The organism is Streptomyces sp. CBMA156 (assembly GCF_014596515.1).
In the GTDB taxonomy this organism is placed as follows: Bacteria; Actinomycetota; Actinomycetes; order Streptomycetales; family Streptomycetaceae; genus Kitasatospora.
Genome location: NZ_MSJQ01000215.1, coordinates 19,931 through 33,634, shown reverse-complemented (window position 1 = coordinate 33,634; position 13,704 = coordinate 19,931). Strand labels below are relative to the sequence as shown.

At 72.3% G+C, this 13,704-nt stretch carries 12 protein-coding genes; 8 read left to right on the top strand and 4 right to left on the bottom strand.

Annotated features, from left to right (window positions below):
- Window positions 1-263: 263 nt before the first annotated feature.
- From BU198_RS18155 to BU198_RS18130, 6 genes are all read left to right on the top strand, one after another.
- Entirely contained in the window at window positions 264-1,352 is a 1,089-nt protein-coding gene (locus tag BU198_RS18155) for a polyprenyl synthetase family protein (protein ID WP_188297522.1), read from the top strand.
- 7 nt (window positions 1,353-1,359) lie between these two features.
- A complete protein-coding gene (gene shc / locus BU198_RS18150; RefSeq protein WP_411293198.1) occupies window positions 1,360-3,441 on the top strand; it encodes a squalene--hopene cyclase in 2,082 nt (693 codons plus the stop codon).
- Entirely contained in the window at window positions 3,438-4,118 is a 681-nt protein-coding gene (locus BU198_RS18145) for a 1-hydroxy-2-methyl-2-butenyl 4-diphosphate reductase (RefSeq protein WP_188297909.1), read from the top strand. The genes shc and BU198_RS18145 overlap by 4 nt, the downstream gene beginning before the upstream one ends.
- Window positions 4,119-4,120: 2 nt before the next feature.
- Window positions 4,121-5,149: an adenosyl-hopene transferase HpnH gene (gene hpnH / locus BU198_RS18140; protein WP_188297908.1), complete on the top strand. Its 1,029-nt coding sequence runs from the start codon at window positions 4,121-4,123 to the stop codon at window positions 5,147-5,149.
- 148 nt (window positions 5,150-5,297) lie between these two features.
- Window positions 5,298-7,208 carry a 1-deoxy-D-xylulose-5-phosphate synthase gene (gene dxs, locus BU198_RS18135; protein WP_188297907.1) on the top strand — a complete coding sequence of 637 codons (1,911 nt, stop codon included), beginning with the start codon at window positions 5,298-5,300 and terminating at the stop codon, window positions 7,206-7,208.
- Window positions 7,198-8,598: an aspartate aminotransferase family protein gene (locus BU198_RS18130; RefSeq protein ID WP_188297906.1), complete on the top strand. Its 1,401-nt coding sequence runs from the start codon at window positions 7,198-7,200 to the stop codon at window positions 8,596-8,598. The genes dxs and BU198_RS18130 overlap by 11 nt, the downstream gene beginning before the upstream one ends.
- Window positions 8,599-8,665: 67 nt before the next feature.
- Here BU198_RS18130 and BU198_RS18125 read toward each other — a convergent pair whose 3' ends face one another.
- The gene (locus BU198_RS18125) at window positions 8,666-8,938 is read right to left on the bottom strand and encodes a DUF6343 family protein (RefSeq protein ID WP_188297905.1); all 273 of its coding nucleotides are present in this window, start codon (window positions 8,936-8,938) and stop codon (window positions 8,666-8,668) included.
- Between the two features lie 76 nt (window positions 8,939-9,014).
- Between BU198_RS18125 and BU198_RS18120 the strand changes: the two genes are divergently transcribed.
- The gene (locus tag BU198_RS18120) at window positions 9,015-9,242 is read left to right on the top strand and encodes an I78 family peptidase inhibitor (protein ID WP_188297904.1); all 228 of its coding nucleotides are present in this window, start codon (window positions 9,015-9,017) and stop codon (window positions 9,240-9,242) included.
- On the opposite strand, the gene BU198_RS18115 is transcribed toward BU198_RS18120, so the two are convergent.
- On the bottom strand, window positions 9,193-10,110 hold the full coding sequence (locus tag BU198_RS18115; protein WP_317620183.1) for a phosphatase PAP2 family protein: 918 nt from the start codon (window positions 10,108-10,110) through the stop codon (window positions 9,193-9,195). The genes BU198_RS18120 and BU198_RS18115 overlap by 50 nt on opposite strands.
- Window positions 10,111-10,341: 231 nt before the next feature.
- Window positions 10,342-11,109: a 3-oxoacyl-ACP reductase FabG gene (gene fabG, locus BU198_RS18110; RefSeq protein ID WP_188297903.1), complete on the bottom strand. Its 768-nt coding sequence runs from the start codon at window positions 11,107-11,109 to the stop codon at window positions 10,342-10,344.
- A 445-nt stretch (window positions 11,110-11,554) separates the two neighbouring features.
- On the opposite strand from fabG, the gene BU198_RS42235 reads away from it, so the two are divergent.
- On the top strand, window positions 11,555-12,379 hold the full coding sequence (locus BU198_RS42235; RefSeq protein ID WP_317620182.1) for a MarR family transcriptional regulator: 825 nt from the start codon (window positions 11,555-11,557) through the stop codon (window positions 12,377-12,379).
- Window positions 12,380-12,560: 181 nt separating this feature from the next.
- Here the strand turns inward: BU198_RS42235 and BU198_RS18095 are convergent, their stop codons facing one another.
- Window positions 12,561-13,424 (bottom strand): aldo/keto reductase, encoded by an 864-nt coding sequence (locus tag BU198_RS18095; protein ID WP_317620181.1) that lies wholly within the window; start codon window positions 13,422-13,424, stop codon window positions 12,561-12,563.
- Window positions 13,425-13,704 lie beyond the last annotated feature (280 nt).

The window sequence follows — 13,704 nt, the reverse complement described above, 5'->3', positions numbered from 1 at the left end:
GACGCCGCGCTCGCCGCGGGCGGCACCCGGATGCCGGTGGACCGCGGCGACGGGAGGTGGCCCAGGTGACGGCGGGCCCCGCCGCCGGAGAGCCCGCCAGAGCCGACGGGCGTACCGTCGTGCGCACCGGGGCAACCACCGGGAGCGGCCCGAGCGGCCGCACCGGCACCACGCGCACCGGCACCACAGGATTCGACACCAGCCGCACCGACGGCACCCGGCCGCCACGTGCGGTCCGGCACCACGAGGGAGAGGGAACGCACGTGGAGTCACGCACCGGCTTCGCCGTCGGAGGCACGGCGCACGCCGAACCGGTCTCGGTGCCGGAGCTGCTCGCCCGCAGCCGCACGCTGTGCACTCCGCCGCTACGGGCCGCCGTCGCCCGTTTGGCCGCACCCATGGACACCGTCGCCGCGTACCACTTCGGCTGGATCGACCGGGACGGCACCCCGGTGACCGGCGACGGCGGCAAGGCCGTGCGCCCGGCGCTGGCGCTGCTGTCCGCCCGGGCCACCGGCGCGGCGGCCGAGGTGGGGGTGCCGGGCGGGGTCGCGGTTGAACTGGTGCACAACTTCTCCCTCCTCCATGATGATCTGATGGACGGTGACGAGACCCGACGGCACCGGGCCACCGCCTGGACGGTCTTCGGGCCGGCCCAGGCGATCCTGGTCGGCGACGCCCTGGCGACGCTCGGCACCGAGGTGCTGCTCGACGCCGCGGTGACCGGCGGCACGAGCGCCACCGACGCCGCGCGGGCCGTCCGGCTGCTCACCACGGCGACCCGCCGGCTGATCGACGGCCAGGCCATGGACGTCGCCTTCGAACAGCGCGACAGCGTCACCGTCGCGGAGTGCCTGGAGATGGAGGGCGGCAAGACGGCGGCCCTGCTGGCCGCCGCCTCGGCGATCGGCGCGGTCCTGGCCGGCGCCGACGACAAGGTCTCCGACGCGCTCCAGCGCTACGGCCACCACCTGGGCCTGGCCTTCCAGGCGGTGGACGACCTGCTCGGCATCTGGGGTGCCACCGAGGTCACCGGCAAGCCGCACTGGGGAGACCTGCGCCAGCGCAAGAAGTCCCTGCCGGTGGCCGCCGCGCTGGCCGAGGGCGGAGCCGCCTCGCGCCGGCTCGCCGAGCAACTGGCCGACCCCAAGGGACGCGGAGAGGAGAGCGAGCCCGAGCTCGCCGCCCGGGCCGCGCTGATCGAGGAGGCCGGCGGCCGTGCCTGGACCCAGGAGGAGGCCCGCCGCCGGCACACGACTGCCCTCGCCGCCCTGGACGAGGTGCCCATGACCGACGAGGTGCGCGAGCACTTCGTCGCACTCGCCGAATTCGTGGTGGTACGAGAGAGGTGACGTTACGTTGACAGCAACCGCGGACGGCCGGCTCGACCCTGAGTACGATTCCGAGCCGGTCGCGGTGGGCGACCGCCCCCCGGCCCTGCTGGGTACGGGGCGGTGGCAGCCCGAGGACACCGACCAGCTGCGGCCGGCCGGTGAGGCTGACCTCAGACCGGCCGACGCGCGGGAGGCCCTGGCCCGCGCCACCACCCACCTGCTCTCGCTGCAGTCCTCCGAAGGCTGGTGGAAGGGCGACCTGGAGACCAACGTCACCATGGACGCCGAGGACTTACTGCTCCGCCAGTTCCTGGGAATCCGCACCGAGGAGCAGACCAGGGCCACCGCCGAGTGGATCCGCTCCCAGCAGCGCGAGGACGGCACCTGGGGCACCTTCCACGGCGGGCCGCCCGAACTGTCCACCACCGTCGAGGCGTACGTCGCGCTCAAGCTGGCCGGAGACGACCCGAACGCCCCGCACATGCTGGCCGCCGCGCGCTACGTCCGCTCCGCAGGGGGCATCGCGGCCGCCCGGGTGTTCACCCGGATCTGGCTCGCCCTGTTCGGCTGGTGGCCCTGGGAGCGGCTGCCCGAGATGCCGCCGGAGATCATCTTCCTGCCCAGGTGGCTGCCGCTGAACATCTACGCCTTCGGCTGCTGGGCCCGGCAGACCATCGTCCCGCTGACCGTCGTCTCGGCGCACCGCCCGGTCCGTCCGGCCCCCTTCGCGCTCACCGAGCTGCACACCGACCCGGACGACCCGTACCCCCACCGGCCGCTCGCCCCCGCCAACACCTGGGACGGCCTCTTCGAGCGCCTCGACAAGGCGCTGCACGCCTACCACCGCCGGGCCTTCCGCCCGCTGCGCCGGCTCGCCGTGGCGCAGGCCTGCCGCTGGATCGTCGAACGGCAGGAGGCCGACGGCTGCTGGGGCGGCATCCAGCCCCCGGCCGTCTACTCGCTGATCGCCCTGCACCTGGAGGGCTACGAGCTGGAGCACCCGGTGATGAAGGCGGGTCTCTCCTCCTTCGACCGCTTCACCGTGCACACCGAGGACGGCAAGCGCTGGCTGGAGGCCTGCCAGTCGCCCGTCTGGGACACCTGCCTGGCCACCATCGCGCTGGTCGACGGCGGGGTGCCGGCCGACCACCCGGCCCTGGTCTCCTCCGTCGACTGGATGCTCGGCGAGGAGATCCGCAAGCGCGGTGACTGGGCCGTCCAGCGGCCCGGGCTCCCCGCCGGCGGCTGGGCCTTCGAGTTCGAGAACGAGACCTACCCCGACATCGACGACACCGCCGAGGTGGTGCTGGCGCTGCGCAGGGTCGCCCACCCCGACCAGGCCAAGGTGGACGCGGCGATGGACCGGGGCGTGCTGTGGAACCTCGGCATGCAGTCCAAGAACGGCGCCTGGGGTGCCTTCGACGTGGACAACACCAGCACGCTGCCCAACAAGCTGCCGTTCTGCGACTTCGGCGAGGTGGTCGACCCGCCGTCCGCCGACGTCACCGCGCACGTGGTGGAGATGCTCGCGGAGACCGGCCGCTCCCGCGACCCCAGGACCCGGCGCGGCATCGAGTGGCTGCTGCGCAACCAGGAGGCGGACGGCTCCTGGTTCGGCCGCTGGGGCACCAACTACATCTACGGCACCGGCTCGGTGCTGCCCGCCCTGGTGGCGGCCGGAGTCCCGGACGAGCACCCGGCGATCCGCCGGGCGGTTCGCTGGCTGGAGGACCGGCAGAACGCCGACGGCGGCTGGGGCGAGGACATGCGCTCCTACGACGACCCGGCGCGCTGGGCCGGGCGCGGCGACTCCACCGCCTCGCAGACCGCGTGGGCGCTGATGGCGCTGCTCGCGGCGGGGGAGGGGCCGAAGGGCCGGGCCAACCCGGCGGTGGAAGGCGGCGTGGAGTGGCTGGTGCGCACCCAGCTGCCCGAGGGCACCTGGGACGAGCCGCAGTTCACCGGCACCGGGTTCCCGTGGGACTTCTCCATCAACTACCACCTGTACCGGCTGGTCTTCCCGATCACCGCGCTCGGCCGTTACCTCAACGGCGAGCCGGGCACGATCCGGACCGACGGCACCCCGCCGATCGGGGCGGCGCGGTGACCACCGCCCCCCTGCTGGTGCTCTGCGCCCTGGGCCCCGAGGTGTGGGCCCTGCGCGGCGGTGACTGGCGCGGCTCCGCCGGAGGGTCCCCGGTACTGGTGCGCACCGGGGTCGGCCGGCGGCGCGCCGGGCTGGCCGTGCGGCGGCTGCTCGGCTCCGCGCCCGACGGCTACGGCGCCGTGGTGGTGGCCGGCTTCGGCGCCGCGCTCGGCCCCGGCGTGCTGCCGGGCGACGTGGTCGCCGCCGACGGCGTGCGCAACGCAGAGGGCCACCTGTACCCGCTGGACTCCGGGGAGGCGCTGACCAGGGCGCTGAAGGCGCGCGGCCTGAGCGTCCACACCGGGGTGCACCACACCGCCGACCACGTGGTGCGCGGCATCGAACGGCGGGCCCTGCACCTCCAGGGCGCGCTCGCCGTCGACATGGAGGCCGCCGCCGTCCTGGCCGCGCTGCGCGAGATGCGGCCCGCGCTGCCGGTGGCCGTCCTGCGGGTGGTGGTGGACACTCCCGAGCACGAGCTGCTGCGGCCCGGCACCCTCCCCGCCGGGGTGCGCGCCTGGCGGACCCTGCGGGCGACGGTGCCCGCCCTGGTCGACTGGTACCGGCAGGAGCGCGCGCCGGGCTCCGCAGACCTGAACCACCCCACATCCTCGACGCTCCCCCAGGAGGCGAGCTAGCCATGGCCATGCCGTTGCGCCAGACCGTGCGGGTCGGCACCTACCTCATGCAGCAGAAGCTGCTCAAGCGACGGGACAAGTTCCCGCTGATCGTGGAGCTGGAACCGCTCTTCGCGTGCAACCTCGCCTGCGAGGGCTGCGGCAAGATCCAGCACCCGGCGGGCGTCCTGAAGCAGCGGATGCCAGTGGCCCAGGCGGTCGGCGCGGTCCTGGAGTCGGGCGCCCCGATGGTCTCGATCGCCGGCGGCGAGCCGCTGATGCACCCGCAGATCGACGAGATCGTCCGGCAGCTGGTCGAGCGCCGCAAGTACGTGTTCCTCTGCACCAACGCGCTGCTGATGCGCAAGAAGATGGACAAGTTCACGCCCTCGCCGTACTTCACCTTCGCGGTGCACATCGACGGCCTGCGCGAGCGGCACGACGAGTCGGTGGCCAAGGAGGGCACCTTCGACGAGGCGGTGGCGGCGATCAAGGAGGCCAAGCGGCGCGGCTTCCGGGTCACCACCAACAGCACCTTCTTCAACACCGACACCGCGCAGACCGTCATCGACGTCCTGGACTACCTCAACGACGAGCTCAAGGTGGACGAGATGATGATCTCGCCCGCCTACGCCTACGAGAAGGCCCCCGACCAGGAGCACTTCCTCGGTGTGGAGCAGACCAGGGAGCTCTTCCGCAAGGCCTTCGCAGACGGCAACCGCCGGCGCTGGCGCCTCAACCACAGCCCGCTCTTCCTGGACTTCCTGGAGGGCAAGGCCGACTTCGAGTGCACCCCCTGGGGCATCCCCAACTACTCGCTGTTCGGCTGGCAGCGGCCCTGCTACCTGATGGCGGACGGCTACGTGCCGACCTACCGCGAGCTGGTCGAACAGACCGACTGGAGCAAGTACGGCCGCGGCAGGGACCCGCGCTGCGAGAACTGCATGGCGCACTGCGGCTACGAGCCGACCGCCGTCCTCGCGACCATGGGGTCGTTGCAGCAGTCGCTGCGCGCGATCACCGAGACCGTCAGCGGCAACCACGGCCGCTGAAACGGGAGTTGACCTTCAAGTCGGAACCCCGGCCCGGGCCCCGCGCGCCCGGGCCGGCTCCGCCCCCGAGAGGGGATGGGCATCGAGCCCGTCCCCCCCCCCCGGGGCGGAGGCATCACCGCACCGCTTCGAGTCGTGAGGTGTACCCATGTCACTGCTCTCCCGCGTCACGTCCCCGGCCGAGCTGCGCAAGCTCCCGGCGGTCGAACTCCCGTTGCTCGCCGACGAGATCCGAGACTTCCTGATCGACGCCGTCACCCGCACCGGCGGCCACCTCGGGCCCAACCTCGGCGTGGTGGAGCTGACCATCGCGCTGCACCGGGTCTTCGACTCGCCGTACGACCGGATCGTCTTCGACACCGGCCACCAGAGCTACGTCCACAAACTGCTCACCGGCCGCCAGGACTTCACCCGGCTGCGGATGCGCGGCGGCCTTTCCGGGTACCCCTCGCGGGGCGAGTCCGAACACGACCTGGTGGAGAACTCGCACGCCTCCACCGCGCTCTCCTACGCCGACGGCCTGGCCAAGGCCGCCCGGCTGCTCGGCCAGCACGACCGGCACACCGTCGCGGTGATCGGCGACGGCGCGCTCACCGGAGGGCTCGCCTGGGAGGCGCTCAACAACATCGCCGAGGCCCGCGACCGGCCGCTGGTCATCGTCGTCAACGACAACGAGCGCTCCTACGCCAGGACCGTCGGCGGCCTCGCCAACCACCTGGCCACCCTGCGCACCACCCAGGGCTACGAGCGCTTCCTCGCGCTCGGCAAGGAGGCCCTGCAGCGGACCCCGCTGGTCGGCCAGCCGATCTTCGACGCGCTGCACGGCGCCAAGAAGGGGTTCAAGGACGCCTTCGCCCCGCAGGGCATGTTCGAGGACCTCGGCCTCAAGTACCTCGGGCCGATCGACGGCCACGACCTGGGCGCGGTCGAGCAGGCCCTTCGCCAGGCCCGCAACTTCGGCGGTCCGGTGATCGTGCACTGCCTCACCGTCAAGGGGCGCGGCTACCGGCCGGCCGAGCAGGACGAGGCCGACCGCTTCCACGCCGTCAACCCGATCGACCCGTACACCTGTCTGCCGATCTCGCCCAGCGGCGGCGTCTCCTGGACGTCGGTGTTCGGGGACGAGCTGGTCACGCTCGGGGCCGAGCGGCCCGACCTGGTGGCGATCACCGCGGCCATGCTCCAGCCGGTGGGCCTGGCCCCGTTCGCCAAGGCCTTCCCCGACCGCACCTTCGACGTCGGCATCGCCGAGCAGCACGCCGTCACCAGCGCGGCGGGCCTGGCCACCGCCGGGCTGCACCCGGTGGTCGCGGTGTACGCGACCTTCCTCAACCGGGCCTTCGACCAGGTGCTGATGGACGTCGCCCTGCACCGGCTGGGCGTCACCTTCGTACTCGACCGCTCCGGGGTGACCGGGCCGGACGGGGCCTCGCACAACGGCATGTGGGACATGTCGATCCTCCAGGTCGTGCCCGGCCTGCGGCTCGCCGCGCCGCGCGACGCCGAGCAACTGCGGGCCCAGCTGCGGGAGGCCGTCGAGGTCGGGGACGCGCCAACCGTCGTGCGCTTCCCGAAGGGCAACGTCGGGCCCGCGGTGCCGGCCGTCGAGCGGATCGGCGGGGTGGACGTGCTGCTGCGCACCGGGCGGGAACCGGAGATCCTGCTGGTCGCGGTCGGTACCACCGCCTCCGCCTGTCTGGACGCGGCCCGGCTGCTGCTCGCCGAGGGCTTCACCGCGACCGTGGTCGACCCGCGCTGGGTCAAGCCGGTCGACCCGGTGCTGCCCGAACTGGCCGCCGCCCACCGGCTGGTGGTCACCGTCGAGGACAACGGCCGTACCGGCGGCGTCGGTTCGGCCGTAGCCCAGGCGCTGCGCGACGCCGACGTGGACGTGCCGGTCCGGGTGCTCGGCCTGCCGCAGGAGTTCCTCGGCCATGCCTCGCGGGGGGAGATCCTGGAAGAGGCCGGACTGACCGGGACCGGGGTCGCCGCGCAGACCGCCGTCGTCGCCAAGAACCTGCTACCGACCCGAGGAGCGAACCCGCGCCATGCCGGCTGACCCAGACCGCCCCGCCTTCGACCTCGCCGCGCTGATCGCCGAACGAGGCGGCGAGCGTTACGAGTTGCACAGCCGCTACCTCAACCCGCAGCTGCCGCGGATGCTGCACACGATCGGCTTCGACAAGTACTACGAGCGCGCCCGGGGCCAGTACTTCTACGACGCCGAGGGCAACGAGTACCTCGACATGCTGGCCGGCTTCGGGATCTTCGCGCTCGGCCGCCACCACCCGGTGGTGCGCTCGGCGATCCGGCAGGTGATGGACCTCGACCTGCCGGACCTGGTCCGCTTCGACTGTTCACCGCTGCCCGGGCTGCTGGCCGAGCGGCTGCTCTCCCACACCCCCGGGCTGGACCGGGTGTTCTTCGGCAACAGCGGCACCGAGGCGGTGGAGACCGCGCTGAAGTTCGCCCGGTACGCCACCGGGCGCCGGCGGATCCTCTACGCCGACCACGCCTTCCACGGGCTGACCACCGGCTCGCTCTCGGTCAACGGGGAGAGCGGCTTCCGCAAGGGCTTCGACCCGCTGCTGCCGGACACCGCCATCCCGCTCGGCGACATCGGCGCGCTGGCCAAGGAGTTGAAGCGCGGCGACGTCGCCGGGCTGATCGTCGAGCCGATCCAGGGCAAGGGCGTCCAGGCGCCGCCGCCCGGCTGGCTGCGCGCCGCCCAGGCCCTGCTGCACGAGCACCGGGCGCTGCTGATCTGCGACGAGGTGCAGACCGGTCTCGGCCGCACCGGCGAGTTCTTCGCCTACCAGCACGAGGACGGCGTGCTGCCCGACCTGGTCTGTGCGGCCAAGGCGCTGTCCGGCGGATACGTGCCGGTCGGCGCCACGCTCGGCAAGAGCTGGATCTTCGAGAAGGTGTACTCCTCGATGGACCGGGTGCTGGTGCACTCGGCCAGCTTCGGGTCCAACGCCCAGGCCATGGCGGCCGGGCTGGCGACCCTGGAGGTGATGCACGACGAGCAGGTGGTGGAGAACGCGCGCAAGGTGGGCGATCACCTCCGCGAGCGGCTGGCCGCGCTGGTCGACAGGTACGAACTGCTGGCCGAGGTGCGCGGGCGCGGACTGATGATCGGGATCGAGTTCGGCCGGCCCAAGTCGCTCAAGCTGCGCACCGGTTGGGCCGCGCTCCAGGCGGCGCGCAAGGGGCTCTTCGCGCAGATGGTGGTGGTGCCGCTGCTGCAACGGCACCGGATCCTGACCCAGGTGTCCGGGGACCACCTGGAAGTGATCAAGCTGATTCCACCGCTGATCATCACCGAGCGCGACGTGGACCGGTTCGTGGACGCCTTCACCGAGATCATGGACGAGGCCCACCGGGGGAGCGGCCTGATGTGGGACTTCGGGCGGACGCTGGTCAAGCAGGCGGTCGGAAACCGCTGAGGCCGGGGACGCGATCGGCGTGGAGTGGGAAGCCGGCCCGGCTTCCCACTCCGTGGGAGACACCGCGTCAGAGTTCGCTCCGGCGGCGCCGGATGACCACCACCAGATCGACGGCGGCGAACAGGGTGAGCAGGCCGCAGGCCACCGCGAAGCCGGTGAGGGTGCCCCGGCCGGGTGCGCCGTGGGCGGGAGAGGCGGCAGCCCAGACGGCGAAGCCCACCGTGGCCAGCGCGAACAGCGGGGTGAAGGTGAGCGAGAGCAGGTAGCGGAGCCTGAGGGCGCTGCGCGCGGTGGCGGGCTCGGTGCCACTGCGCCACCGTCGCGGGGTGGTGGTGCGCATGCCGTTCACCTCCGGACCGCGCGGGTCGGGCTACGATTCCAGCGTACGTCCGAGGACGAGAGCCGGGGGAGGCGCGATGTCGGGTCCGGACGCGAGGGGTTCGGCGGGGTCGGGTGCGGCCGGCGAGGACGCCGAGGGCTACGCGGGGCTGCGGATCGAGCGGGCCAGGGAGCTGGCCCGGCGGCACGGCTGGGCCTCGGTCCGGGTGCTGGAGCCGGGGGAGCTGATGACCATGGAGTACCGGCAGGGACGGCTCAACCTCGCGGTGCGCAACGGTGTGGTCGAGCGCAGCTGGGAGGGGTAGGCGCGGGGCTCGTGTCGCGCTGCGCGGGTACCCGCGCGGCCCGGGACCGGTACGGCGGGTGGCGGTGGACGAAGCGACGGTGGACGAAGCGCTGGTGGAGGCGCCGTTCGGCCGCGGCGACCAGGGGTTCCAGCAGCGGCAGGGAGAGCAGCACGAGCAGTCCTGCGGCCCAGCCGGCCAGCACGTCGGTGACCCAGTGGGTGCCCAGGTAGACCGTGGTCAGGCCGATCGAGCAGGCGGTGGCGGCGGCGATCAGCGCGCCGGTGCGCCGCCAGCGGACGGCCAGGTAGGCGAGCACGCCCCAGGTGACCACCGCGTTGGCGGTGTGGCCGGAGGGGAAGATGGTGCCGCCGGAGAACAGCTCGGGCGAGCCGACGTACTGGGCGTAGTGCGGGCCGAGCCGGCCGGTGACGATCTTGACCGCGCCGACGGTGACGTTGAGCAACAGCAGTGCGATGCCCATGACCAGCAGCGGGCGCAGTCGGCCGATCCTGTGGGCCCGCCAGCCGAGCCAGGCGAAGGCCGCGATCGCCGACGGGCCGCGCTGTCCGGCGACCACCCAGGTGTCGAGCAGCGGCTCCAGCCGGGGCCACCGCTCGTAGGGGCGCAGCAGGCGGACCGACCAGTCGAGGTCGACCAGGGCGGTGTTCAGCAGGACTCCGGCCAGGACGAGCAGGTACCCGCCGAGAGTGACGGAGAGCAGGGCCGCCTGCCGCCGGCTCATCGGGGGCCAGCCGGGCTCGCGGTGGTCGGGGCCGATCGGGGTGAGGGTGCCGGAGGGTGCGGGGCGCACCCGGCTGCCGGTCTGGGCGGTGCGGCGCTCCGGCCCCTGGCGCGGAAAGGGAACGGGGGTACTTCTGGATTGCACGGGGTGACCTTACCCATCCGGACAGGGCTATTCCGGTGGTAATTGTCATTTTCCCGGGAAATCGACAATCGGGTCGACCTCGGACGGTCCGCTGGGTGATTTCCACTATTCCGGTATCGAATGTCAGTGTGGTGGTCGAATGATTCTGCAAAAGCCCCGGTAAAGGAAACGGAGTGGGAGGCCGGTGCGACCGGCTTCCCACTCCGTGGTAACCCTGTGTAGGTTCCGTGCTCAGTCGAGGGGGCCGCCCGCGACGTAGATCACCTGGCCGGAGACGAAGCCGGCGCCCTCGCTGGCGAGGAACGAGATGGTGTGGGCGACGTCCTCAGGCCGACCGACCCGCTGGACCGGGATCTGCGAGGCCGCGGCCCGCTTGAAGTCTTCGAAGTCCATGCCGACCCGGGCCGCGGTGGCGGCCGTCATGTCGGTCGCGATGAAGCCGGGGGCGACCGCGTTGGCGGTGATCCCGAACTTGCCCAGCTCGATGGCCAAAGTCTTGGTGAAGCCTTGGAGACCGGCTTTGGCGGCCGAGTAGTTGGCCTGGCCGCGGTTGCCCTGGGCCGAGGAGGAGGACAGGTTGACGATGCGGCCGAAACCGGCGTCGACCATGTGCTTCTGCACCGCGCGGGTCATCAGGAACGCGCCGCGGAGGTGAACGTTCATGACCGTGTCCCAGTCGGACTCGGACATCTTGAAGAGCAGGTTGTCGCGGAGCACGCCCGCGTTGTTGACCAGCACGACCGGGGCGCCGAGTTCGGCGGCCACGCGGTCGACGGCGGTCCGGACCTGCTCGGCGTCCGAGACGTCGGCGCCGACCGCCAGGGCCCGGCCGCCGGCCGCGGTGATCCGGTCGACGGTCTCCTGGCCGGCCGCCTCGTCCAGGTCCAGGACGGCGACCGCGTAGCCGTCGGCGGCCAATCGGGCGGCGGTGGCGGCGCCCAGGCCGCGGGCCGCGCCGGTGACGACGGCGACCCGGGGGGCGGTGCTCTGCTCGGTCATGCTCGCTCTCGTCTCTCTCTGGATTGCCTTCCGGGGAGAACCCCCGGTGAGGGTGGCCACACCCTACCGGCGGGTAGGGAGGGCGGCCAGGGACGAGAGACGCAGGTGACGGTGGGTAAGGACCGACCGGTCGGCTTTCTGCTGAGAACGGGTTACTGCAAGGCCTTCGCAGCTCGTAAATATGCCAATGTTGCCGAACCTGCGTCTACTATCCGCCCCTGCCTGCCAGCAAGGGCCCGCCGTTTGTATAGTGTCCGCCAGCAGCCACCGGCTGCACGGCTGGAGCGCCCTCCCTCATAGCTGGACGCCCACTCGCCGTTACTGCCCCACCCGGGTGTCCCACACACACCGGGTGTGACATCGGGACGGATACATGGTGCTGGGGGAGATCCCGACAACCCGCGTGTCTGCGCGACTGCAGCAGTCGCCCGGACACCTCATTCGCGTGGCACAGCAGGTTCACACCCGCTTGTGGTCCGAACACGTCGGAGCCGATCTCACGGCTCCGCAGTTCGCCGTGCTGCTGGTCCTGGCCCTCGAACCGGGTGCGGACCAGCGGACGGTGGGCGAGCGCGCCTCGCTGGACAAGGCCACGATGGCGGAGATGGTCGCGCGGCTCGTCCGCCGCGGCCTGGTGCTGCGCAGGCGAGACCCGGCCGACGGCCGGCGCAAGCTGCTGGCGCTCTCGCAGAGCGGCGCCCAGGCGGTGCGCGAGGCCACCGGTGGTGTGGTCCGCGTGCAGCGCGTCCTGTTCGAACCGCTCGTGGCGGAGGAGCAGGTCGAGATCGTCCGGGTGATGGCCAAGATAGCCAGGCTGGAACCCGCGGCGGTCGCCGTCATCACTGACGCGCGGCCGATCTTGGACGCCCAGCGGGCGATCGGCTACCTGATCAGGGTGAGCCAGCAGGTGCACACCAAGCTCTGGTCGGAGCACGTGGGCGCCGAGCTGACGGCTCCGCAGTACGCGGTGCTGGACGCGCTGGAGCTGGAACCGGGCGCCGACCAGCGCACGGTCGGCGAGCTGGCCTCGCTGGACAAGGCCACGATGGCCGAGATGGTGAGCCGGCTGGTGCGCCGTGGTCTGGTGCAGCGCCGGCGCGACCCCTCGGACGGACGGCGCAACCTGCTCTCGCTCTCACCGGCGGGACAGGACCTGCTGCACCGCTCGGCCGCTGGGGTGGCCGAGGTCCAGCGACTGCTGCTGGCACCGCTGGAAGTGGAGGAGCACGAGGCTGCACTCGCGCTCATCGCGAAGGCGGCCAGGCTCTAGGTCAAACTTTCGCCGCAGTAGCCAAAACGATTCGCCAAAACACCGGGGTCCCACGGCCGTCGGCTCCGGCGGATCGGGGTACGCCGAAGGCCGCCCGCTCCCGAAGGGGGTGCGGGCGGTCTTCGTATGACCGGACGTCAGACCGGCGGAGGGTCCGGGGGCCGGGCCCCCGGACCTGGTGTCAGTTCCAGTCGAACTCCTGCGGGTCCGGACCGATCCGCTTGCCGGTGGCCACGGCGGCGATCGCCGCGAGGTCCTCGGCGTCCAGCTCGAAGCCGGCGACGTCCAGGTTCTCGCGGATCCGGGACGGGGTGACCGACTTCGGGATGGCGATCACACCGCTCTGGAGGTGCCAGCGCAGCACCACCTGGGCGACCGTACGGCCGTGCTTCTCGGCGACCTTCACCAGCGCGGGCTCGGCGAGCAGGTCCTTGCCCTGGCCCAGCGGGCTCCACGCCTCGGTGGCGATGCCGTGCTCGGCGTGGAAGGCGCGCAGCTCCGTCTGGGGAAAGTACGGGTGCAGCTCCACCTGGTTCAGGGCCGGGGCGACGGAGGCCTCCTCCAGCAGACGGGTCAGCTGCTCGGTGCCGAAGTTGGAGACGCCGATCGACTTGACCCGGCCGTCCGCCTTCAGCTGCTCGAAGGCCTTCCACACGTTCGGGTAGCTGCCGTGCATCGGGCGCGGCCAGTGGATCAGGTACAGGTCGATGTAGTCGAGGCCGAGCTTGGCCAGCGAGGCGTCGAACTCGCGCAGCACCGCGTCGCGGCCCTGCTCGCCGGACCAGTCGCGGGTGCCCGAGTTCCACAGCTTGGTGGTGACGTAGAGGTCCTCGCGGGCCACGCCGCCCGCCAGCGCCTCGGTGATCGCCGCGCCGGTGCCGGTCTCGTTCTCGTAGATCGCGGCGGTGTCGATCGAGCGGTAGCCCGCCTCGATCGCGGCGCGGACGGCGGGGGTGGCCTCGGCGTCCGGGACCTGCCACACGCCGAAGCCGAGCTGCGGGATCTGCGCGCCGTCGTTGAGGGTGACGGTGGGGATGATGCTCACGGGAAGGGGTGCCCTCCTGGTCGTCCAGTTGTTCCAGTGGGGGCAACTGGTGCCCGGGTGTGATTGTTCCCGCCGAACGGGCGAATCTTGGGTGAAGCTTTGCGGGGGTTTGCCCGGGGCGGCTACCGGACGGAGGGGGGACGGAGAACGCCCTGGTGGGAGCCCGGGCGCGGGATTGTGAGGGGGGTGTGCGCAGGGCGTGCGGACCCGGCGCGCGGGGGGCGTGCGGGCCCTGACGGGTGGGGGAGTGCGGGGGTGCCGGGCGGCCGCGGCGGAAAAC